This is a genomic window from Bacillota bacterium (assembly GCA_012837335.1).
Lineage (GTDB): Bacteria > Bacillota > Limnochordia > Darwinibacteriales > DTU012 > DTU012.
Genome location: DURM01000064.1, coordinates 76,878 through 99,776, shown reverse-complemented (window position 1 = coordinate 99,776; position 22,899 = coordinate 76,878). Strand labels below are relative to the sequence as shown.

Here is a 22,899-nt window from a genome sequence, read left to right as displayed (position 1 = left end):
CTCCTAACGGTTCAATATGGATTTTACCTGCTGCTCAACTTCGGATATGGGAATCACAACCTGAGTTTTCGAACTGCGGATATACAGCTCAACATTGCCTTCCTTTAGCTGTCTGGGACCGACGGTAATTCTGACTGGATATCCGATCAAATCTGCGTCTTTAAATTTAACACCCGGACGCTCATCGCGGTCATCCAGAATTACTTCAACCCCTGCTTGAGTCAACTCATTGTAGAGTTTTTCCGCAGCCTCTCTTTGTTCTGTATCTTTATAGCTGACCGGAACTATGATCACGTGATATGGCGCCACACTGACTGGCCAGCAGATGCCGTCCTCATCATGGTGCTGTTCAATAATGGCTGCCATGGTCCGGCTTACACCAATGCCATAGCAGCCCATAATGATCGGCTGCTCTTTTCCGTTCTCATCAACAAAGTTGGCTTTCAAAGTCTGGGAATACCTGGTTCCCAACTTGAATACCTGCCCTACTTCGGTCCCCCGGGCACTGGTGAGCGTTCCTCCACACCGGACGCACTTATCTCCTTCGCGCGCTTCTCTAATATCTGCAGTTACAGCTGCTTTGTAGTCGCGGTTGATGTTAACGTTAGCAATATGGGTATCTTTTTTATTTGCTCCTGCGACCGCATTTACCAGCCCGATTACGGAATAGTCAGCGACAATGGGAATTTCCAGGCCGATTGGTCCGGCAAAACCCACAGGAGCTCCAGTCACCTCTTCAATAGTTCTACTGTCTGCTAGGACTAGATTCTCGCATTTAAGTACTTTTTTAAGTTTGATTTCGTTAATGTTATTATCGCCGCTTACTAGGACCGCTATCGGTTGGTCATCTGCAAGGTAGATCATGGTTTTGATCAAACGGCTGCCTTCAATTCCTAACAGCTCAACCAGTTTATCAATGGTAGTCACATTGGGAGTAGCAATCTCCTCTAAAGACAGCATCTCGCCGGACTCAGCTTCATAAGGAGCGCATTCTGCTTGCTCCACATTGGCGGCGTAATCGCAGTCCTGACAGTAGACAACCAAATCTTCGCCCGCATCGCCTAATACCATAAATTCATGGGAATTATCGCCGCCGATTGCACCGGTATCAGCTTCTACCGGTCGAGTTTCTAATCCGCAGCGGGTGAAAATGCGGGTATATGCATCGTACATTGCCTGATAGCTCTGATCGAGCCCTTCCTCATCCCGATCAAAGGAGTAGAGGTCCTTCATAATAAACTCGCGGCTGCGGATCACTCCGAAGCGCGGTCTAATTTCATCGCGATACTTGTTTTGAATCTGGTAAAGCATCAGCGGCAGTTGTTTATAGGAACGCACATCAGCCCGAACTAAGGCAGTAACGATTTCTTCATGGGTGGGACCAAGACAAAATTCCCGGTCGTGGCGATCCTTGAGACGAAACATTTCATCACCATAGTCATTCCACCGGCCTGACTCCTGCCACAGCTCGGCAGGCTGGATAATCGGCAGCATAACTTCCTGTCCGCCTGCTTTATTCAACTCTTCCCGAATAATACTCATAATTTTCTGCAGCACCCGCACACCAAGCGGCAGATAGGTATAGACTCCCGATGCTGCTCTGCGCATCAGTCCGGCGCGCAGCATAAACTGGTGGCTGATTAATTCTGCTTCTGCAGGCACTTCTCTAAGTGTTGGAGCATATATTTGAGTAACACGCATGTCCAAACGAACCCCCTACTGAACTTCCTGTTCTAGTTTTAGCGCTTCAGCTACTAAGGCGTTGACCAGCTCTTCCTCAGCAACTTTACGGATTACCTTACCTTTGCGAAAGATCAATCCTACACCATTGCCGCCGGCAATGCCCAGATCTGCTTGCTTGGCCTCTCCCGGACCATTAACTTCACAGCCCATAACAGCAATTTTCAGCGGTTTGGTAAGATTGCTCAGTTTCTCCTCAACTTCTTCAGCTATTTTCTCTAGATTGATTTTGGTGCGGCCGCAGGTTGGGCACGAAATAAAGACGGGACCGCGAAAACGCAGCTCTAACGCCTGGAGAATCGCCCACCCTACTTTGACCTCTTCTATCGGGTCTCCGCTTAAAGAAACACGGATTGTGTCGCCAATTCCTGCTGCCAGCAGTGCGCCGATCCCTACAGCCGACTTGATGCTGCCAAACCACTTGGTCCCCGCTTCGGTAATACCTACATGCAGTGGATAATCAACCAGCTTTGAAATCAGCTCGTAAGCTTCAATGGTAAAGGGAACACCGGTAGCTTTCAAGGAGATGACAATGTCTGTAAAGCCAAAGTCCTCTAAAATCTTGACGTGTTCCAGCGCACTCTCTACCATGGCTTTTGGCGTGTGGCCGTACTTCTCGACTGCCCAGTCGGCCAACGATCCGGAGTTGACGCCAATCCGAATTGGCACCTGATTAGCTTCGGCAGCTTTGACCACAGCCTCAACCTTAGGGCGGGAACCGATATTGCCGGGATTAATCCTAAGCTTGTCGATGCCCTGCTCAATTGCGATCAGTGCCAGGCGGTAGTCAAAATGAATATCAGCGACAAGCGGGATTTGGATCTTTTCCTTGATCTTGCCTAAAGCAAGGGCCGCTTCCTGATCGACCACTGCTGCCCGGACAATGTCACAGCCTGCATCAGCGAGGGCTGTGATTTGAGCCACAGTTGCGTCCACATCCCGCGTATCTGTATTAGTCATACTCTGCACTGCAATTGGAGCTCCACCTCCGATTGCGGTAGAGCCGATCCTAACTCTTCGTGTACTGCTTCCCATTATTTACTCCTTAGGATAATAGTTTTGAAATATCACTGTAGGTTGCAAGAACCATCAGCATAAGCAGGAGAGCCACGCCGACAAACTGCGCCACTCCCCGGTGCTCTTCTTTCAACGGTCTGCCCCGCAGTGCTTCCACAATAAAAATCAAGATCCAGCCGCCATCAAGTACCGGAATGGGCAGCAGGTTTAACAGCCCCAGGTTAACATTAAGGACAGCAGCTAAAATCATTAAGCTGGCAATTCCCTGCGCGGCAAATGCACCGACCATCTGATAGATTCCGATTGGACCCGCAAGCTCAGGCTCTACTTTACCGGTAAACATGCCGCCAAGGGCAAGGACTGTCTCTTTTGTAAACATCCAAGTTTGCGATATGCCGTTGCCGATAGCGGTGAAGAACGGCGTTTTCATCTTGGCATTTAAACCAACTCCAATAATGCCTCTGCCATCTTCAACTTCAGGCATAACTGTCACATCAAATGTTTGATCATCACGTTTGACTGTTAAGTGCAGTTCCTGACCAGCCGACTCTTCGATTGCGTTAATCAGATGGTCTAGATCCCGCACCGGGGAATTGTTCACCCTAATAACTTGATCACCTAGTTCTAGTCCCACCTGCTCTGCCGGCATACCGGGAGAGAGAGAAACAATTGTTGGCGGAATAAAGATTAATGCTGCGTACAAAGTCAGAATCAGCGCAGCTAAAACAAAGTTCATGAATGGTCCGGCTGCTATTGTTGCTAACCTAACGAACAGCGGCTTGTTGTTAAAATTGCCGGGATGCTGCTCATCAACGGAGTCCAGACCCGTTTCCGGTTCATCCATCCCTGCCAGCTTGACGAATCCGCCAAGAGGCAGCAGCCTGACAGAATACACCGTATCACCTTTTTTGGTGTGCAGTAAACGCGGTCCAAACCCAAGCGCAAACTCATATACCATTACTCCTGCCAGTTTAGCTACGATAAAATGTCCCAGCTCATGAAAGAAAACAATGGTCCCAAAAACAAGGATAAAAGCTACTATAGTAGGCACACTACCCCATCCTTCCTAAAATTTCACTGATCCTGAGTGCATGTGCTCTCGCTTCCCGATCAACTGCAATCAGTTCTGCCAAACTCGGCTGCATTACAGGACTGTGTTTGTTCATTGCGGATTGAACAATTTCCGGAATATGAGTAAAGCAGATCTTATTCTTCAAAAACAAGTTAACCGCAACTTCATTGGCTGCATTTAAAACCGTCGTCATAGTACCGCCAATTCTTCCCGCTTGGTAGGCTAATTCCAAGCATGGGAAGCGCTGAGAATCACAGTCACTAAAGGTTAGTGCCGTAAGCTTAGAAAAATCTAATGCAGACACTTGGGACTCTACAGTCCGGGGATAAGTGAGAGCGTATTGAATCGGCATCCGCATATCCGCCGGTCCCAACTGTGCCAAAACCGATCCATCCCTGAACCGCACCATCGAATGGATGATGCTTTGGGGATGAATAATTACTTCAATTTTATCATAGTCAAGATTAAACAGCCAATGGGCTTCAATTACTTCCAGACCCTTGTTCATCAGAGTGGCCGAGTCAATGGTAATCTTACCGCCCATGTTCCAGGTTGGATGCTTGAGGGCTTGATCAACTGTAACTTGAGACAAGTCCTCCGGTTCTGATAAAAACGGTCCGCCTGAAGCAGTAAGGATCACTGCATCTATATCTTGAGGGTTTTTTCCATCCATAATCTGCCAGATTGCGCTGTGCTCCGAGTCGATGGGAATAATCTGGGAACGATGCTCCATTACCAGATGGCCACCGACAACCAGTGTTTCTTTGTTGGCTAAAGCGACTTTTTTTCCCGCTTCGAGAGCTGCTATCGTCGGCTCTAGGCCGGCAAATCCCACTAAAGCCATCACAACCACATCTACCTCAGGATCGCTGGCCAATTCTATCAGACCCTCCCTGCCGGAAGCCGTCTCGATATTGTATTTCTGTTTCAGCTGCTTGGCAGCCTCAGGATCATTGACCACCACTTTCTGAGGTATATACTCGCTGATCTGCTCGCTTAACTTCTCAATGCTTCGATATGCGCTTAAACCATATACTCGAAATCCTGGTAAGTTTTTCAGCACATCAAGGGTCTGAGTTCCGATTGAACCCGTTGAACCTAGTATAGCAACATTTATCATTAATATATTCCTTCCTGTTCCTAATCAAGTCTCCTGTTAGTCATCTCTGAGAATGAAGTAAATGGCCTTTCCAAAGATAGCAATAATCGGGCCGAAGATGAAACCGGCCGCTCCCATCGCTTTTACTCCCAGGTAAAGGGCAGCTGTTGCGGAAAGGGGATGCAGGCCGACTTGACTGCCCATAATCTGAGGCTCCCAGATCTGCCTGATGACCATCAGGATCAGCCATACAAGACCAATAAAAATACCTTTTGCAGTAAGCCCGGAAAAAAGATTAAATATAATGACCGGAAGAAAAACTGCTGCGGGCCCCAGCACGGGTATTAAGTCGAACAATCCGACCAAAATTCCTAAAACCCAGGCATACGCCTGATTCACAAGTAAAAACCCGCTGATCGCAATACAGGCAGAAATCCACATCAGAATCAACTGAGCTTTTAAATAGGCAAATAATCCCTGCACCACCTGATGTTTTAGGACGAAGAACTTGGTGTGCCAGCTTTTCGGCATAAGACCAGTGATAAATCTGGCTATTTCTCTTTTATCTCTGCATACAAAAAAAGCAGTCATCGCCGCTAGGATCCAAGTAAAGAATGTATTAGGAATTTGTTTGACAAAATTCAATACCTCGATCAGCAGTCCGATGACAAATTGATTTAAATTTTCGGTGATGGCGGGAACCATGTTCCGGATCGGTTCCGGAAGGGTCTGCACAAATTGATTGATGTCTTCAAAAGCGCGATAACCACCGCTGTACAGTGTTTGAAACAACTGGATCAGCTGATCAACCTCGTTCCACAGCCCCACAACCGCAAACCCGATTAAAAACAAAAGGCTGCCAAATATAATTAAGACAAGTATCAGTGAAACGAGTCCTCTTGGACAGCCTTTTAACTCACAGTAATCAACAGCAGGATGAATTACTGCTGCGATCAGGATTCCCATCAAAAATGGAGTGATATATGGGAACACACGCTACCCTCCCGGTCGAGGGCCATTACACAAACACTGGGATGTATTTCAAAATAAAATAAAGCGCAGGCATTACAAACAGCAGTGAATCAAAGCGGTCGAGTACTCCGCCATGGCCCGGAAAGATTGTTCCTGAGTCTTTAACCTCCCTTTCCCGTTTCATGGCAGATTCAACCAAATCTCCAACTTGACCGATGATCGATAAAAATACCGCGGTAAGGATCAGGTAAAATACGGGCTGGTCGGCAGCTACTGCAAAAATTACCGCTGCCATAGCTGCAGCTGCAATTCCGCCAAGGGAACCTTCCCTAGTCTTATTGGGGCTGATAGCCGGTGCCAATTTGGTTTTTCCGAAAGCTGAACCAGCAAAATAAGCACCGGTATCAGTTGCCCATGTAGTTACGATTCCGAATAAGCTCCAAATAAAGCCAAATTCAGCGTTGACCAACCACAAGAAGCTGAATAAACCAGCAGCGTAAAATACTGCAGCCATCTGCCACATCTGCATCAACGGCCTGCCCGTGGTAAAGGTTGCTCTAACCAAGAGATAAACTAACTGCGCTGCAAACCACACTGCCAGGAAAGAGGGATCCACTCCAGTATATGCCAGAATCAACAGTGATAGTCCAGCGAGAATTAGGTAGTCCCAATATCCCTGTCCTCCATGCATTCTGTTAAGCTCATACAATCCTACTAAAACAAGTAGTGCGGTTCCGATCTGCAGATAAAGCCCACCGAAATAAACTGCTGCCAGAAAAACCGGAATTCCTATGATTGCTGTCAAAATCCTTGTTACCAAAACTGTCACCTACCAGCCTTTATTCAGTAACGCGGCCAAATCTGCGTTCCCGCTGTTTAAAACTGTCCAGGGCTTTCTGAAATTCTTCGACGCTGAAATCCGGCCAAAGCGTTTCCGTGAAATACCACTCAGAATAAGCAGCCTGCCACAGCAGAAAATTACTCATTCTCAGCTCTCCGCCGGTTCGGATGATCAGATCGGGGTCAACCAAATCGCCTGTGTATAAATATCGGCTGACAACCTCTTCAGTGATTTGATCCGCGTTGAGCCTGCCGGCCAAGACATCTGCGGCTATGGTTCGAATCGCTGCGGTGATCTCCATTCGACCGCCATAATTAAAGGCAACATTTAAATGCAGGCGGTTGTTATCCTTGGTCCGCTCTTCAGCGGCCCGCCAGATCTTCTGCTGTTTAACAGAAACAGAGCTGATATCACCAATGATGCGGATCTTAACTCCATTATCGATCAATTCATCGAGTTCAGCGCTGAACGTTCGTTCCATCAGTCCCATCAAGTACTGCACTTCTCCTGCCGGGCGGCTCCAGTTTTCGGTACTGAACGCATAGACTGTAAGAATCTTAACACCAATGTCGCCGCTGTACCTAACGATGCGCTTTAAAGATTTAACTCCTTCCCGGTGTCCAAAGTAACGGGGCATCATTCTCTGCTTTGCCCATCTCCCATTTCCGTCCATAATTATTGCAACATGCTCTGGAATGCTCATACCCATCCTCCTAGTGCCCCGAACCGCTACCTAACTGACCAATCGCAGGCTGCGCAGATAAGTTCAAGGCAGTCAGAAACCGAGCGAATTCCAATGATGCGTACGCTGTCCTCAGCATCCTCAGGAACTGCATCACGCTTCTTCGGCGGCGCGGTCATAATCACGCGGTAATCCTGCTGTTCCTCGCGCAGGTATTCTACAGCTTCGTGCAGCGGATACCCGATAATTAGTGTCCAATCGATACTGCTCAAATTTCCAGAATCTCCTTTTCCTTCAATTCTGCTAAGCGGTCGATTTCACCGATATACTTATCAGTAAGCTCTTGCACATCATTCAGATAGCGGCGGCTTTCATCCTCAGTAATCTCTCCATCTTTTTCCATTTTCTTGATTTCATCGTTAAGATCACGGCGGATATTGCGGACCGCAATTTTGTGCTCTTCCGCTTCCTTTTTAACAACTTTGACCAGCTGTTTGCGCCGCTCCTCAGTCAGCTGAGGTATTGCAATCCTAATAAGATTGCCGTCATTAGCTGGGGTTAATCCTAAATCAGATGCCATGATTGCTTTTTCGATATCTTTAATCGATGTTTTATCCCAAGGCTGAATAACCAGGAGCCGAGGTTCTGGAGCAGAAATGGTGGCCATTTGATTCAACGGCGTCGGTGTGTTGTAATAATTGACAACAATTCGATCCAAAATACTTGGGTTTGCCCTTCCGGTGCGAATACCTCCAAACGAGGCGTTGGTAGAGGCAATCACCTGTTTCATTCTCGCTTCTCCGTCTTTCAAAAGTTCACTAACCATTATTTCTCCCCCCTATGATTGTTCCAAGAGATTCTCCGCGAATAATTCGAACAATACTGTTTTCCTCGTTGAAATTAAACACAATTATCGGGATTCCGTTGTCCATGCAGAGTGAAGTTGCTGTAGAATCCATTACCCCTAATCCACGATTGAGAACATCGATGTATTCGAGGGTATCAAACTTTACAGCATCAGAGTTGATGCGAGGGTCGGAATCATAAACCCCATCAACACCTTTTTTTGCCATCAAGATGACTTCTGCTTCGATTTCAGCTGCCCTTAAAGCCGCAGTGGTATCAGTGGAAAAGTAAGGGTTGCCTGTGCCCGATGCAAAGATTACTACTCGATCCTTTTCCAAATGGCGGATAGCCCGGCGTCTGATATAGGGCTCGGCAATTTCCCGCATTTCAATAGCAGTCTGAACTCGGGTGGGAATACCAATCTTTTCTAAAGCATCCTGCAGCGCTAGAGCATTAATACAGGTCGCCAGCATACCCATGTAATCGGCGGTACTGCGGTCCATGCCTTTGGCACTGCCGACCGCTCCACGCCAGAAATTGCCTCCGCCAACGACAACTGCGATTTCTACACCTAAGCTGAACGCGTTTTTGATGCTGAGAGCAATTTCATTGACCACATCGGGATCGATGCCAAAGCCACTTTCCCCGCCCAATGCTTCTCCACTCAATTTTAACACAATTCGCTTGTATTTTGCTTTAGTCATACTTTCACTCTCTCCCTAAAATATTCTGCGTTGAGACTGATTTCCCTTTTATTTCCTGCGGTATAAGAAAAAAGGAACACCAAAAAGGTGCTCCTTACTGCTTGATCTGAGACATTACTTCTGCAGCGAAGTCTTCTTGGCGTTTCTCAATTCCCTCACCGCGTTCGAAGCGAGTAAACCGCCGGATGGAAATATTCTCCCCAATCTTCGCGATCTTATCGTGGAGTACCTGTTGTACAGTTAAATCCGGGTCTTTCACAAAAGGCTGCTCCAGCAAGCAGATCTCAGATAAGTATTTGTCAATTCTGCCTTCAACAATCTTGTCAACGATATGTTCCGGCTTGCCTTCATTAAGTGCAGCTGCTTTGAAAATCTCTTTTTCCTGATTAATAATGCTTTCCGGAACTTCCTCCCGGGATACATACTGCGGATTAGCTGCCGCGATATGCATTGCGATGTCTCTTACAAATTCTTGGAACTCATCAGTTTTAGCGACAAAGTCTGTTTCGCAGTTTATCTCTACTAATACGCCGATGCGGCCACCAGCGTGGATGTATGCGTCAACCAAACCTTCGGCTGCAATTCTACCAGCTTTTTTTGCCGCTGCAGCTAAACCTTTTTCCTTCAGATATTTAAGGGCAGCTTCCATATCACCATTAGTCTCAACTAAGGCCTTTTTACAGTCCATCATACCTGCACCGGATCTCTGGCGCAGCTCTTTAACCATCTGAGCACTAATATTTGCCACCAAAATCCCTCCTTCTGCGTTTTCATAAAAAAAGGGAGCATCACGAGAGTGTACACCCTCAAACCAGCTCCCCTCGTGTTATTTCTTTACTCTTCTGTTTCTTCAGAAACAGTAACTAAGACCTCGTCTTCTGTCTCGCCAGCAGTCGATTCTGTGTCAACATTACCTTCTTTTGCTTCGATAACAGCGTCTGCGATTGTGGAAGTCAATAATTTGACAGCTCTAATCGCATCATCATTGCCGGGGATTACGTAATCAATCTCATCAGGATCACAGTTAGTATCCACAATTGCTACAATCGGAATACCTAACTTGCGAGCCTCTGCTACAGCAATGCGCTCTTTGCGAGGATCTACTACAAACAAAGCACCAGGCAGTTTTCTCATTTCGCGGATACCGCCGAGGAAACGGTTGAGTCTGACCAGTTCTTTTTCTAACTGCAGGACTTCCTTCTTGGGAAGCAGATCAAAAGAACCATCTTCGCGCATCTTTTCCAGTTCATGCAAACGCGCGATACTGCGGTTAATTGTCTTAAAGTTGGTCAGCATTCCGCCCAGCCAGCGCTGATTAACATAGTACATGCCGCAGCGTTCGGCTTCTTCTCTGATGGTTTCCTGAGCTTGCTTTTTAGTACCGACAAACAAAATTGATTTGCCATCGGCAACGACTTCACGGACAAAGTTATAAGCATCTTCAACTTTCTTCACAGTTTTCTGCAGGTCAATGATATAAATACCATTGCGCTCTGTGAAGATATAAGGTGCCATTTTTGGATTCCAACGTCTGGTTTGATGACCAAAGTGAACGCCGGCCTCCAACAGCTGTTTCATGGTGATAACGGCCAAGTCGCTCACCTCCTCCCTTTTTTGTTTATTCCTCCGCAGCATCATCTGTGAACAAGACCATTAAGGCACACCTTGCTCCACATCAAACTGCGTGTGTTTTAAACACCAATGCAGATTATAACACAGTTGACGAGCTTAATCAATGAGTAATTTCATTATTTTTCAATTGATAAATCAGCTCGACTTCTCCTGTTCCTAAGCCTAGTTTTTGAGCAACTTCGGTATAATTATACCCTTGGCTCAAAAGGTGGATTACCTGCTCGGCTTTATCATGGTAAGCTCGTCCTAAGGCTTGATTAGGACTGGGTTGGGAGGCTTTCGATTGGTTAAACTCGTGCAAAATTTCCTGCTGTTTGCTCTCTAATTCGTTTAAATACTGCTCTAAAACTGCTTCAAAAGTATCCATATCTGTTGGATAGCTTACTGTTTTTGAATCGGCGCCGAGATTAGATTTAACTACAAAGCCGCCGATAAACCCGATTGCTAAACCAATTAAGAAGATCAAGGACTGACTCATCGAAATCCTCCCAACTAGATTCTGATATCTAATTTGCTGCCGGTTGTTCGGCGCTGCTTGCCGCCGGAATTGCTTTCTTTTTTATGGCGCTTTTGATTGCGCAGGCGGGCTGTTTTTGGACTGTCATTTACTTTTTTAGGTTTTTCGGCATGTTCCTGGACAACAGCGGGAGCGACTTTTCCAGCGCCGGTCGGATCTCCTTCCCGCAGAATCTTCGGTATTTGATCGATTCTGCCTACCAATACCTGCATATCAGGAAACTTAATCGACATGCTCAAAACCTCCTAGATTGGGTTAAGCAAATTTGAGTTTACTCCGCAGTGTCCGAATCGCTTTGCTGTGAATTTGACTGATTCTCGACTCTGATACGTCCAGCACATGCCCTATTTCCTTTAATGTCAGCCCTTCGTGGTAATACAGGGACACTACAAGTCTTTCTCTTTCCTCCAATTGATCGACCGCGGCAGCTAATTCCTGCAGGGTTTCTTGGTCTACAAGCTCTTGATCCACCGCGGCAGCTGGATCGTCAAGCGTATCCATCAAAGTCAGGGAATCAGAATCGGGATCGCTGCTGATCTGGTCATCCAGGGACAAAAGAGCGATGCTTCTGACTTGGTCAACTGTTTCATAGTATTTATCTAAGGGCATTTCCAGCGCAGCAGCCACTTCCTGATCACTAGGACGTCTGCCTAACTGATGCTCTAAATTCATAATCGCTTGGTCGACCTGCTTCGCCTTACTGCGCACACTGCGGGGAATCCAATCGGTGGACCGCAAGCCATCCATAATCCCACCCCTGATGCGCAGGCTGGCATAGGTTTCAAACTTGATATCTCGTTCAAGATCGAACTTATCGACTGCGTCCATTAATCCAAAGACCCCGTAGCTGATCAGATCATGATAATCCACACTGTCAGGCAGATGAATCGCGATTCGACCCGCAATATACTGCACCAGTGGAATATACTCCTCAATAATCTTCTCCCTTGCAGTCAGATCATTATTTAATTTGTACTGCTGCCACAGTTCTGCTAGATCAACAGTCTCTCTATTCATCTTAATCAACTTCCTACGAATTTTGGTTTTTGACCTTGCGATGTATTTCGATTTGGCGTTTATAGACGAATTGAATGATCAGCTGTCGCGTTTGTTCGTCAAGATTTATAAAGCTCATGCCGTATTCATAACCTGACTCTTTAGGTACAGCTCTTACGATATTACCGTGCAAACGAATCACGTTTTGATCGAGTTTAAGGTCAATAAACACAACTGAACCAACTTCAAGCTCTTCTTCTGCGGCGAAAAGCAGACCCCCGCCACTCAAATCTTTTACTATACACTCGTTAAGACCGTTATAGATACCCTCTAACAAAACATTGACGCGTACAAAATCCCTCTGCTGGTTTTTTTTCCAGTCACTGGTCAGTCTAATTAACAGCACAGGCACATTCTCCTGCCTGAATCGACGCTTTATAATTCCGGAAGCTTGGTATCGGCCTTCTGCCACCGGACCCACCCTTTTATAGGAAATAAGTACAGAGGTTTCTGGACGTACCGCTACCAGCACTCCATTTTCCATTGGAGCTGCCACAACCAAGTGATCGTCGTCGATGTCTTCGATGCGGCTTAGGTATACCTTATCAGCTTCGTTGGCAATAATTAATTCAATATTTTGATTAGGGGTAGGCACCAAACTATCCCTCCTGTTAGGCCATTGGTGTGATTTCATTCGGGGATCTTGCAGCAAGATATTTGCGATTCAGCAAGTTCAGAGCCACTTTCCGAATAGATCTACTCGCACTGCAGCCTGGATAAGCTAGGACCAGAGCTTTTTGTTTTTGGACTGCAGCAGCAACCTTCCGATCATACAGAACACTGCCCGCGTATTTCACCTCTCTCTGCAGGAATCGGGCTGTCATAGTATTGATTTTCTGCCAAATCAGAATCCCCTCGTTGGGAGAGCGCACCATATTGCCAATCACAATAATCTCCTTGGCTCGATCACGCTGCAGAATTGTTTTAATTAAACCATATGCATCTGCGATGCTGCTCGGTTCAGAGGTAGCAACCACCAAAACTTCGTCTGCAGCCATAGTCAGCAGAATTACATTGCGGGATAACCCTGCGCTGGTATCAATAAACAGGAAATCCAGGTTGTGATTCAAATGGGTTGCAGACTGGATAAACCGGTTCAATGTGATCTGACCCATATTGGCAAGCTCATATACGCCTGAACTTCCGGCAATTATCTTGAGACCTAGCGGTCCGGATACAATAATATCGTTCAGCTGTTTATCTCCCTTAAGAATGTCTAAGAGAGTGTACTGCGGATATACTCCTAAAACAAGGTCAGCGTTAGCTAGACCTAGATCTGCGTCAAGCAGTGCCACATTTTGACCTTGTTTTATCAGTGTCAAAGCCAAATTAATGGAGAGATTAGTTTTGCCAACTCCACCTTTGCCGCTGGCTACGGCAAGTATGCGGGGAATCGTGACCGAATTTTGCTTGACAAGATCTCGTAGTCCTTGGGCTTGATCACTCATAGCTAGTCCCCCAGAATCAAATTTGTCAGTTGATCAATATCGGCTACTTCTATGTCATCAGGCACACTCTGTCCATTCGTGATAAACGCAATCGGAACCTGGGCGTATGACGGAGCCTGTACTAGAATGCCGAAACTTTGAGTCTCATCGAGTTTGGTAATGATCAAATTATCAATTTCAATCGGACGATATGCGTCGATGATTGCCATTAGGTCATAGCCCTTAGTGGTAGCACTTAAAACTAGGTATTTTTCAGCGCTGATTCCCGCCAAAGCTGCCTCCAATTCTGCCATCTGTTTCTCATTTTGATGGCTGCGACCTGCAGTATCAATCAAGATTAGATCTCGGTCTTGATATGAAGCCACCGCCTCCTCAAGTTCGGCTCCTGAATAGACAACCTTAAGCGGCACATTGATAATGTCTGCGTAGGTTTTCAGCTGTTCCACGGCAGCAATGCGGTATGTATCTAAAGTTATCAGTCCCACTTTTTTTTGCGCTATTAAATGATAATTAGCAGCAATTTTCGCTATGGTCGTGGTTTTGCCTACCCCAGTAGGCCCTAAAAACACTACAGTTTTCTGTTCTCCCATCAGATCCCAGGGAGGATCCACCAGGATTTTGGCGCTGACTGCAGTGCGCAGGTGCTGTTTGAGCAGAACCAAATTAGTCCACTCCCGCTTTGGTACCTGCTGTAAAACGGGCTTCAAAATCTCCACTGCAAGTTTTTGGGAGATATCTTGGCGAAGCAGCAGCTGAAATAATTCCTGCACACTGCTGGCGCGCTCTTCAATATCGACTAATTCTTCCTCGTCGGCAGCAGTGTTGGGTGGATTTGTGTTTACAGCAGTTTTCTTTGAACTGTTTTTGGCTGCTTGACGGTTTGGGTCAACAGCGCCCAGCACTTCATAGCATTTCTTGCCAAAAAGGCCAAAAAACCGGTCTTTTTTCACAACTTTCGTGTGTAAAATTACCGCTTCTTCTCCAAATTCAGCTTTCATCATTGCTACTGCTTCAGGCAGCGTATCAGCCTGGAATTTCTTGATTTTCATATGGCCATTTCACCATCCCCGCCGCCTGAACCTGGATTTCCGGAACAATTTCACCGAAAGACAAGACTATCAGTCCCGGGAAGTTCCTTTCGGTCAAGCGCTTAAATGCTAATCTGATACTTGGAGAGACTAAAATGACCGGATAAGGCAGGGCTGTGCTTTCTAAAGCAGCTTTCAGCTGTACGAATAAACTCTGCAGTAAACGTGGTCCAACAGAAATAATGCTGCCTCGTTCTGTATGCTCAATCCCCTCCGCGATCACGGTCTCCCAATTTTGATCTAAAGTAAGAACGGACAAAATGTCATTCTCCAAATACTGCCGTGAAATCTGACGGGCTAGTGCTTCACGGACATATTCGGTTAAATAATCGATATCTTTGCTGATGGGAGCAGCATCTGCTAATGCCTCTAAGATAGTCACCAAATTGCGGATTGGTACCTGCTCTCTGAGCAGATTTTGAAGCACTTTTTGAATTTCGCCGACGCTCATCAGATTTGGAACCAGCTCATTGATTACAGCTGAGTATTCGTTTCGCAGGCTGTCCAGCAGCGTCTGAACTTCCTGGCGTCCTAAAAGCTCGTGGGCATGACTTTTAATGACTTCAGTCAGGTGGGTAGCTAAAACGCTGGGCGCATCCACCACTGTATAACCGGCAATCTCCGCCCGTTCTCGATTTTCTTCACTGATCCAAAGAGCATCCAGTCCAAAGGCCGGTTCCTTAGTGGGCTCTCCTGGAACGGTTTCTACTACATTTCCAGCATCCATCGCGAGGTAATGACTCAGCAGCAGCTGACCGCTGCCTACTTCAATCCCCTTAATTTTAATTACATATCCATCAGGCTGCAGCTGGAGATTATCCCTAATCCGGATCACCGGGACAATCATCCCTAATTCCAGAGCGCACTGCCGTCTGATCATGGTAATTCGTTCAAGCATATCTCCGCCCTGATCGGTATCCACCAGGGGAATTAGGCTGTAGCCGATTTCCAGCTCAATCTGATCCACCTGCAGCAGCGAGAGCACACTTTCCGGCTGGCGTTTTTCCTCCTGCTCCTGAATCAATTGGGTTTGGGCTGTAGTAGTTTCCGCAGCAGCCTGCTCCCGCCAGAGCAGATAGGCAATTGTGCCAAACAATCCACTCAGAATGAAAAAGGGCACAAAAGGCAGGCCTGGAACAATGGCAAACAGCAGCAGCACCCCACTGGTTACAGCCAGCACTTTAGGATTGTTCAAGAGTTGTTCGTTTAGGTCATGGCCGAGATTATTTTCAGATGCCGCTCGGGTGACCACGATTCCGGTGGCAGTACTGATCAGCAGTGCCGGAATCTGGGAAACCAGTCCGTCCCCTACTGTTAACAGTGTGTATAAGTTCATTGCCTGCTGGAAATCAAGATTGCGCTGGAACATACCTATTAAAAGGCCGCCGATAAAGTCGATTACTACAATCAAGATTCCAGCAATAGCATCGCCTTTAATAAACTTCGAAGCACCGTCCATGGATCCATAAAAATCAGCTTCCCGCTGAATCATAATCCGCTTCTGTCGGGCTTCAGCCTCCGATATTAATCCAGCGTTGAGATCAGCGTCAATGCTCATCTGTTTTCCCGGCATAGCGTCCAGGGTAAACCGGGCGGCAACTTCAGCAACCCGCTCAGAACCCTTGGTAATAACAATAAACTGGACTATAACCAGAATTAAAAAGATAATAAAGCCCACAATATAGTTTCCGCCGACAACAAAGTTGCCGAACGCCCGAATAATGTTTCCTGCATTAGCCTCAAGCAGGATCAAGCGGGTAGAAGAAACACTTAAAGACAAGCGGAACAGTGTCGATAATAACAATAAGGTCGGAAAAGCAGACAGCTCCAGAGGCTCCCGGATGTTCATTGACAGCAGCAGAATTAAAAGGGAAAGACTGATGTTGCACGCCAGTAGGATATCAAGCAAAAAGGCCGGTACCGGCATGATCATCATGAGAATAACTAAAATTACGGCGATTACGACATAGAGGTCCCGATATTGATTTAATTTTTGCAGTGGTGCTAAACCGTTAATCAACTTTTACCCTCCAAGAGCGGATTATAGAGCCCGATTCTTAAGCCGATATACAAACGCCAGTACTTCTGCAACAGCGGGATAAAGCTCAGCGGGAATCTGCTGCCCGATTTCAACTGATTTATACAGCGACCGTGCCAGAGGCGGATTTTCGACTGTAGGTACCCCATGTTCTTCCGCTGTTTCACGAATCTTTAAAGCTATCAGTCCCGCGCCTTTGGCAACAACTTCCGGCGCTGCCATTTTATCAGCCTGATACAGCAGAGCGACTGCGTAGTGCGTCGGATTTGTGATGACAACATCCGCAGTGGGAACCGCCTGCATCATGCGTCTGGAGGCAATTTCTCGCTGTTTTTGGCGGATGCGGGAGCGGATCAGGGGATCTCCTTCAGTCTGCTTAAATTCTTCCTTGATTTCCTGCTTAGTCATGCGGATATTTTTTTCGAATTCCCAGCGCTGGTAGAAATAGTCGGTAACAGCAAGGATTAAGAGAGTCATGCCAATCATCTGCACAACGCTGAAAACGGAATTGCTGATCAGCAGAAACGAATGGGTTATGTCGACTGATGCTAAATTGGCCAGCCAGGGTATGCGCTGCCTGACCTGGGAATATACAATCCAGCCTACTACTGCAATTTTAAGCACAGATTTTAAGAATTCAACCAGCGCCCGCTTTGAGAAAAGCCGTTTAAATCCCTCCAGCGGGTTGATCCGGTTAAATTGTGGTTTGATCAGATTTAAGTTAAACATAAAGCCTACCTGTACAGCTTGGGCAGCAAATCCAACTACAAATAAGGCGGCAAAGACAGGCAGCACAACAATCAACGCTTCTTTCAGCACCAGCAGATATAAGGAGTACACGTAGTCTGCGGTGCCGTTCCAAGCTGCAGCTTGAGACAGAATGTGGCGCGCCAAGTTATAAATGCGTTCAATCGCAAAGGTCAGTGCTGCTTTTATTACATAGAAACCTACCAAAATAATCAGAGTTGTACCGATTTCACCACTTTTTGCAACCTGGCCTTCCTTGCGTACCTCTTCCCTTTTATGAGGAGTAGCGGCTTCAGTTTTTTCCTCGGCAAAAAGCTGCAGATTCAGTTTTACTGTGGTTAAAGCGAGATCTGTATCCATTTTCATCTCCTAACTGCCGGAAGTAATCAAACCCATAATCACTTCCATCAGCAGACCGTCAAAACCAAACAGTTTGGCAGCTATTGAAATAAAAACTGGAACGGCTAAGATCACAATCAGCATACCCATGAGAATTTTGATGGGAAAACCCAAAACAAAGACATTCAACTGGGGAACTACTCGAGTGATCACTCCCAGGGCAACGTCGACTAAAACCATGGTGCCCATAATTGGTGCGGCAATCTGCAGTCCCACTCCAAAAATGTTTTTGCTGAGCTCCAGCAGTGCACCAAGACTAAACTCTCGGTCAAAAAAGGTGCTGACCGGCACAAATTCGAAACTCTGGGCTAAAGCTCTAATGATCCACAAATGACCGTCTACTGCCAGCAGTACGGCCACCGCTAAAAAATAATAAAACTGCGAAAAAATCGGCATCTGGATTCCAGTTTGAGGATCGAAGATTGTGGCCATACCGAACCCCATCGGCACATCCACCAACTGTCCGGCAAAATAGATAATGGCAAAGACAAGCATTACTGCAAATGCCAGAATCAATCCAATCCCAATTTCCTGCACAATCAGCAGCACCCAGTTATAACCTTCCAGGGAAACCTGCGGTGCAGTTGCTAAAGACAGCAGCGCTGCCAAACCAATTTTCAGCTGAGGTGGTATTCCCCGCTGGCTGAAGATCGGAGCAGCTGCAATAAATGTTGAAAACCTAATAAAAGCTAATATATAAGCTTCTAAACCAAACATGGTTAAACCCCATTTAAGCAATATATGTATGGATATTCTCCAGGATCTGACGGCCAAAGCTGATCAAAACCCTCAGCATCCATGGTCCAAACAGCACAAGCGATAATAAAACCGCAATGATTTTCGGAATAAAAGTCAGAGTCTGCTCCTGAATCTGGGTAGTTGCCTGAAAAATACTGACGAGCAGGCCGACTAAGAGTCCTAAGCCTAAAGTTGGACCAGAAACCAGCAGAACAGTCTTGACCGCTTCCTTGCCCAAAGCGATGATTTCTACTTCACTCATTTAATCATCCCCTAAAGAAAACTGGCCAAAAGCGATTTCACAACTAAATTCCAACCGTCCACCAGTACAAACAAGAGAATCTTAAACGGCAGCGAGATCATGACTGGTGGAAGCATCATCATACCCATGGCCATTAAGATGCTTGCTACAATCATATCAATTACTAAGAAAGGGATAAAAATCATAAATCCAATTTGAAATGCGGTCTTTAACTCCGAGATTACAAATGCGGGAATCAGGGTAAAGGTACTGACATCCGCTCTTGTTTCCGGCAGTTCTTCGCCTCGGATCTCTAGGAAAAGTGCTAGATCTTTCTCTCTGGTGTGGGCGAACATAAACTCCCGGATCGGTTCCATAGTTGCAGTTAAGGCAGTGTTGAAATCAGTTTCACCAGCTAAATAAGGAGCGACCCCCGTAGTGTACGCTTCGGTAAAGACCGGCGCCATAATGAAAAACGTTAAGAAAAGCGCCAGACCGATCAGCACTTGGTTCGGAGGCATCTGATTGGTAGCTATTGCGTTGCGGACAAAAGAGAGTGAAACTACTATGCGTGTAAACGATGTCATTAAAATGAGAATCGCTGGGGCAAGGGTTAGGATTGTCAATAAGATCAATATCTGCAGAGCCGCTGCCATTTCCCCGGGATTCTCCATTAAATTTAAGCCAAATTCTGTTATGGAGATGGCTGCTCCCCACCTTTCTCAACCGGCTTTGCCTTTTTATCAATTATTATAATCTGCTGGTTGGTTACTGCCAAAAGATACTGGTTTCCTTCCCATTCCACCACTAACAGCGTCCTGTTGGTGCCCAGGGGCGTTCTTTCCTTAACAATTACGCTTTGATTGAACTTTTGAACTCTGCCGTACCATCGGGTTGTAAAGTATATTAAAGGTGTTAGACACGCCAGTACAACCACAACTTTGATCAAACTCCACACCATTTCCATATCAAGTAAACTCACCCGATGCCACCTCGCAGTATCTTGTGACCCTTTCGCTGTTTATCCGGATTATTCCTGCATAATCTAGTATTTTATTCGATTTTCTAGGTTATCCATGGCCAAAATCCTCAAACCAAGATGATCATCGACCACGGTAATCTCAGCCTTAGCAATATTTAGGTCGCTTACATACACATCAGCCGGATCTCCAGCTGCTTTTTCCAGGGAGATAACGTCACCAATCTTTAGTTTCATGATATCCTCCAGACGCATCTGAGTACTGCCCAGCTCAGCGGTGATCTGGATGGTGACATCATTTACGATCTCAATAGCGTTATTCCCTTTTTCCGGATGATCCACGGCAAGGGAATCAAATTCAAATGGCTCTATATTTACGATTTTGGGCTTCTTTACATTCATGATTTTTTGACCCTCTACTCTCCTTTTTGCACCAGAACTGCTCCGCTGTAACCTAATCTTTTGTCGAGTTCGCTCTCCTGGCATCAACCAAAATAGCTCCAGGCTGGAAGAATTGAAGTTGATATTATAGCGAGCAAAATGACTGAGTTCTGCGATCGGTGTTTTCAGCTCAAAATCCCGCAGTTCTATGGGATGACTGATTCTTCCCTGCTGCCAGTAGCCGGTTTGTTCAGTAAGAAACTCAGATTGAGCATTGGTAAATTCTTCGACCAGGAGATCCAGAGAACGGTTGAGAGAAGTGTTGAGGAAAGCGGCTAAATGCTGTGCATCGCTTCGGCGGATAATTACATATGTTTCCCCGAGCGGGAACTCAACCGGAAAGATGACCGCATCACTGGACTTAATCGGAGTCCCCATCATTCCGGTTGTACGTTCTACATAAAATCCATCGATGGATACACCGGCGCTTAAAAAGTAGGATAAGTGTTTCTCGAGGAGATAAACAGCACCTTGCAGAATGTCGGTTAATTCCTGATCAAACAAAGAGTGCAAACGGCGGTTTTGTTCCAGTAGTGCGTCTATTTCAGCCTTGGTCAGAAAGAATTCATTCATAGTGATCTCCCCTTATTGGAAAACCAGATCAACGAAAAATATGTCTGTAACTGTGCTGGAGACAAACAGCTCATTAATGGATTCAATAAGATCTGTTCTCAGCTTATCTAATCCATCAGGGGCCTTCAAATCAGCCAAGGTACGGGTGCGCAGCACCGAAATAACTCGATCGCGAATCTGCGGCTCACGTTTTTCGGCCTCTTTAAGATCGCCTTCTTTTTCCAGTTCAAGCACTAAACCGGTGCGGATGAATCTGATTGATGAAGTTTCTGCCAGGTTGACGGTAAAATCACCAACCTGATAAGTAGGGCCGATATCCTTGGCAGTTTGATCTGCTTTAGCAGCATTGGCAGCCTGCCGCTCGGGCGCGAGCATCAAATAGGCGGTAAAGGCGCTGCCAACCGACGCTATAATCATGAAAGCCAGGGCAATAATTATAAACTTCAGATCAATCTCTACTTTTCTACTCACCAGCTATCACTCCATCTCTGATTTTGGTTCCTCAGCCCAGTGATCCATGCTGATAATCACAATATCAACGCGGCGGTTCAGCGCTCGTCCTGCTGGGGTCTCATTATCGGCAATCGGTCGATACTCACCGTATCCAGCTGCGGAAAGCTTGTCCGGACTGAAACCTAACTCTTCAACTAAATATCGAATTACGCTTGTAGCGCGATGGGTAGACAGTTCCCAGTTAGATGGGAAACGAGCGGTACTAATCGGCAGATTGTCGGTATGACCCTCAATGCGAATTGGATTGGGGATGTCTTTTAATAGTGGTCCTAGACGGGTAAGAATCTCAATTGCTTCCGGTTTTAAGTCCGCTTTACCCAAGTCAAAAAACACTTGGTCCGCAAAGCGAACAACCAATCCCCGATCCTCATGCTCAATATAGACTGTTCCGCTCAACCCTTCAAACTCAATAAACTCGCTTAACTGCTTCTCGATTCCCTGCAGCTGCTCAACAGCAATATTGGATGAAGATGAAAAAATTCCAGTCTCATCGCTGACGACAGTACCGTCCAAGATGCCAAATCCACCTCGCAGCGAGGACATCAGTCCGCGAAACTTCTCGGCATCAACATTAGAAATTCCGTACAGCAGGACAAAAAAACATAACAGCAGTGTAACCATATCAGCGTAGGTTGTCATCCACAGCGGTGAGCCAACCTGCTTAGGCTGCTTAATCTTACGCTTACGCACTGGTTCTCACTTCCTCTACTACGCTTTCTAAAGCTTCACCGCGTGCGACTTTACTGTATCTCGGCAGGAACGCGTTTAATTTTTCCTCAACAATGCGCGGGTTTTCTCCTGCGCGGATAGAAAGAATGCCTTCAATCATGATTTCTCTGATCAAGATTTCCTTATCATGTTTCAGCTTCAATTTGCCGGCAATAGGCAGGAAAACCAGGTTAGCCAATACCGCTCCGTAGAGGGTTGTAATCAGGGCAACTGCCATACCCGTGCCCAGATTGCCCGGATCGTTAAGTTCCTGAAGCATGATGATCAATCCAATTAAAGTTCCGATCATTCCGAATGCTGGGCTGTAGGCGCCGAGCTGCGAGAACATATCTTGACCGACCTCATGCCGCTCTTCCATATAAGTCAGTTCAATTTCAAGAATACTGCGGACCAGATCTGGATCAGTACCATCTACAACAAGCTGAATGCCTTTTTGAAGAAATGGATCGTCAAGTTCTTGGGCTCGCTCTTCTAATGCCAGCAGTCCTTCGCGGCGGGACACTTCCGCAAAGCGTACTAAAGTCTCGATAATTGTATGCGGATCGTGTTCCGGATTCATGATGGCTACCTTAAGGATTGATCCGAGCCTGGCTAATTCTTCCATAGGAAAGTGCACAAGCAGCGCAGCAAAGGATCCGCCAATTGTAATCATGACACTTGATAGACTCCAAAAAGCACTTAAAGGGCCGCTTAAAACAATTGATCCAATCATTAGGGCGGTTCCGATGATTAAACCAAGAAATAATGATATATCCATGTTGAATCCCCATTTCTTATCGGATAGGGG

At 46.3% G+C, this 22,899-nt stretch carries 27 protein-coding genes and 1 pseudogene; all 28 read right to left on the bottom strand.

Annotated elements, in window-relative coordinates:
• Nucleotides 1-3 precede the first annotated feature (3 nt).
• Nucleotides 4-1,701, bottom strand: coding sequence for a proline--tRNA ligase (locus GX019_09090; GenBank protein HHT37311.1), 1,698 nt, complete (start codon nucleotides 1,699-1,701; stop codon nucleotides 4-6).
• Between the two features lie 15 nt (nucleotides 1,702-1,716).
• A complete protein-coding gene (gene ispG / locus GX019_09085) occupies nucleotides 1,717-2,775 on the bottom strand; it encodes a flavodoxin-dependent (E)-4-hydroxy-3-methylbut-2-enyl-diphosphate synthase (protein HHT37310.1) in 1,059 nt (352 codons plus the stop codon).
• A gap of 10 nt (nucleotides 2,776-2,785) precedes the next feature.
• Nucleotides 2,786-3,808, bottom strand: coding sequence for an RIP metalloprotease RseP (gene rseP / locus GX019_09080; GenBank protein HHT37309.1), 1,023 nt, complete (start codon nucleotides 3,806-3,808; stop codon nucleotides 2,786-2,788).
• A 1-nt stretch (nucleotide 3,809) separates the two neighbouring features.
• Nucleotides 3,810-4,949 carry a 1-deoxy-D-xylulose-5-phosphate reductoisomerase gene (locus tag GX019_09075; GenBank protein HHT37308.1) on the bottom strand — a complete coding sequence of 380 codons (1,140 nt, stop codon included), beginning with the start codon at nucleotides 4,947-4,949 and terminating at the stop codon, nucleotides 3,810-3,812.
• Between the two features lie 36 nt (nucleotides 4,950-4,985).
• Nucleotides 4,986-5,921, bottom strand: coding sequence for a sporulation integral membrane protein YtvI (ytvI, locus tag GX019_09070; GenBank protein HHT37307.1), 936 nt, complete (start codon nucleotides 5,919-5,921; stop codon nucleotides 4,986-4,988).
• A 25-nt stretch (nucleotides 5,922-5,946) separates the two neighbouring features.
• Nucleotides 5,947-6,705 carry a phosphatidate cytidylyltransferase gene (locus GX019_09065; GenBank protein ID HHT37306.1) on the bottom strand — a complete coding sequence of 253 codons (759 nt, stop codon included), beginning with the start codon at nucleotides 6,703-6,705 and terminating at the stop codon, nucleotides 5,947-5,949.
• 34 nt (nucleotides 6,706-6,739) lie between these two features.
• Complete coding sequence (locus GX019_09060) at nucleotides 6,740-7,450, bottom strand: isoprenyl transferase (protein HHT37305.1); 711 nt, start codon at nucleotides 7,448-7,450, stop codon at nucleotides 6,740-6,742.
• A gap of 20 nt (nucleotides 7,451-7,470) precedes the next feature.
• On the bottom strand, nucleotides 7,471-7,695 hold the full coding sequence (locus tag GX019_09055; GenBank protein ID HHT37304.1) for a hypothetical protein: 225 nt from the start codon (nucleotides 7,693-7,695) through the stop codon (nucleotides 7,471-7,473).
• Nucleotides 7,692-8,249, bottom strand: coding sequence for a ribosome recycling factor (gene frr, locus GX019_09050; GenBank protein ID HHT37303.1), 558 nt, complete (start codon nucleotides 8,247-8,249; stop codon nucleotides 7,692-7,694). The genes GX019_09055 and frr overlap by 4 nt, the downstream gene beginning before the upstream one ends.
• Nucleotides 8,242-8,973: a UMP kinase gene (locus GX019_09045; protein ID HHT37302.1), complete on the bottom strand. Its 732-nt coding sequence runs from the start codon at nucleotides 8,971-8,973 to the stop codon at nucleotides 8,242-8,244. Before GX019_09045 ends, frr begins: the two co-directional genes overlap by 8 nt.
• A 94-nt stretch (nucleotides 8,974-9,067) precedes the next feature.
• Entirely contained in the window at nucleotides 9,068-9,721 is a 654-nt protein-coding gene (gene tsf / locus GX019_09040) for a translation elongation factor Ts (GenBank protein HHT37301.1), read from the bottom strand.
• Between the two features lie 86 nt (nucleotides 9,722-9,807).
• A complete protein-coding gene (rpsB, locus tag GX019_09035; protein HHT37300.1) occupies nucleotides 9,808-10,566 on the bottom strand; it encodes a 30S ribosomal protein S2 in 759 nt (252 codons plus the stop codon).
• A 139-nt stretch (nucleotides 10,567-10,705) separates the two neighbouring features.
• Nucleotides 10,706-11,083, bottom strand: a complete 378-nt coding sequence (locus GX019_09030) for a DUF2802 domain-containing protein (GenBank protein HHT37299.1) — start codon at nucleotides 11,081-11,083, stop codon at nucleotides 10,706-10,708.
• Between the two features lie 14 nt (nucleotides 11,084-11,097).
• Complete coding sequence (locus GX019_09025; protein HHT37298.1) at nucleotides 11,098-11,355, bottom strand: hypothetical protein; 258 nt, start codon at nucleotides 11,353-11,355, stop codon at nucleotides 11,098-11,100.
• Between the two features lie 22 nt (nucleotides 11,356-11,377).
• Entirely contained in the window at nucleotides 11,378-12,139 is a 762-nt protein-coding gene (locus tag GX019_09020; protein ID HHT37297.1) for a FliA/WhiG family RNA polymerase sigma factor, read from the bottom strand.
• 13 nt (nucleotides 12,140-12,152) lie between these two features.
• A complete protein-coding gene (locus GX019_09015; protein HHT37296.1) occupies nucleotides 12,153-12,776 on the bottom strand; it encodes a hypothetical protein in 624 nt (207 codons plus the stop codon).
• Between the two features lie 13 nt (nucleotides 12,777-12,789).
• Complete coding sequence (locus GX019_09010) at nucleotides 12,790-13,626, bottom strand: MinD/ParA family protein (GenBank protein ID HHT37295.1); 837 nt, start codon at nucleotides 13,624-13,626, stop codon at nucleotides 12,790-12,792.
• A gap of 2 nt (nucleotides 13,627-13,628) precedes the next feature.
• Nucleotides 13,629-14,675: a flagellar biosynthesis protein FlhF gene (locus GX019_09005; protein ID HHT37294.1), complete on the bottom strand. Its 1,047-nt coding sequence runs from the start codon at nucleotides 14,673-14,675 to the stop codon at nucleotides 13,629-13,631.
• A complete protein-coding gene (gene flhA / locus GX019_09000; GenBank protein ID HHT37293.1) occupies nucleotides 14,650-16,734 on the bottom strand; it encodes a flagellar biosynthesis protein FlhA in 2,085 nt (694 codons plus the stop codon). Before flhA ends, GX019_09005 begins: the two co-directional genes overlap by 26 nt.
• Before the next feature lie 21 nt (nucleotides 16,735-16,755).
• Entirely contained in the window at nucleotides 16,756-17,859 is a 1,104-nt protein-coding gene (gene flhB, locus GX019_08995) for a flagellar biosynthesis protein FlhB (GenBank protein HHT37292.1), read from the bottom strand.
• Nucleotides 17,860-17,868: 9 nt separating this feature from the next.
• Nucleotides 17,869-18,615 (bottom strand): flagellar biosynthetic protein FliR, encoded by a 747-nt coding sequence (gene fliR, locus GX019_08990; GenBank protein ID HHT37291.1) that lies wholly within the window; start codon nucleotides 18,613-18,615, stop codon nucleotides 17,869-17,871.
• 13 nt (nucleotides 18,616-18,628) lie between these two features.
• Entirely contained in the window at nucleotides 18,629-18,898 is a 270-nt protein-coding gene (gene fliQ / locus GX019_08985; protein ID HHT37290.1) for a flagellar biosynthesis protein FliQ, read from the bottom strand.
• Nucleotides 18,899-18,909: 11 nt separating this feature from the next.
• Nucleotides 18,910-19,551 (bottom strand): flagellar type III secretion system pore protein FliP, encoded by a 642-nt coding sequence (gene fliP / locus GX019_08980; GenBank protein ID HHT37289.1) that lies wholly within the window; start codon nucleotides 19,549-19,551, stop codon nucleotides 18,910-18,912.
• Nucleotides 19,552-19,571: 20 nt separating this feature from the next.
• Entirely contained in the window at nucleotides 19,572-19,859 is a 288-nt protein-coding gene (locus tag GX019_08975; protein HHT37288.1) for a hypothetical protein, read from the bottom strand.
• 63 nt (nucleotides 19,860-19,922) lie between these two features.
• Nucleotides 19,923-20,870: a hypothetical protein gene (locus tag GX019_08970; GenBank protein HHT37287.1), complete on the bottom strand. Its 948-nt coding sequence runs from the start codon at nucleotides 20,868-20,870 to the stop codon at nucleotides 19,923-19,925.
• 12 nt (nucleotides 20,871-20,882) lie between these two features.
• The gene (locus GX019_08965; GenBank protein ID HHT37286.1) at nucleotides 20,883-21,341 is read right to left on the bottom strand and encodes a flagellar basal body-associated FliL family protein; all 459 of its coding nucleotides are present in this window, start codon (nucleotides 21,339-21,341) and stop codon (nucleotides 20,883-20,885) included.
• 6 nt (nucleotides 21,342-21,347) lie between these two features.
• Nucleotides 21,348-22,025, bottom strand: a pseudogene (locus tag GX019_08960) (OmpA family protein).
• A 40-nt stretch (nucleotides 22,026-22,065) separates the two neighbouring features.
• Nucleotides 22,066-22,869 (bottom strand): flagellar motor protein, encoded by an 804-nt coding sequence (locus GX019_08955; protein ID HHT37285.1) that lies wholly within the window; start codon nucleotides 22,867-22,869, stop codon nucleotides 22,066-22,068.
• Nucleotides 22,870-22,899 lie beyond the last annotated feature (30 nt).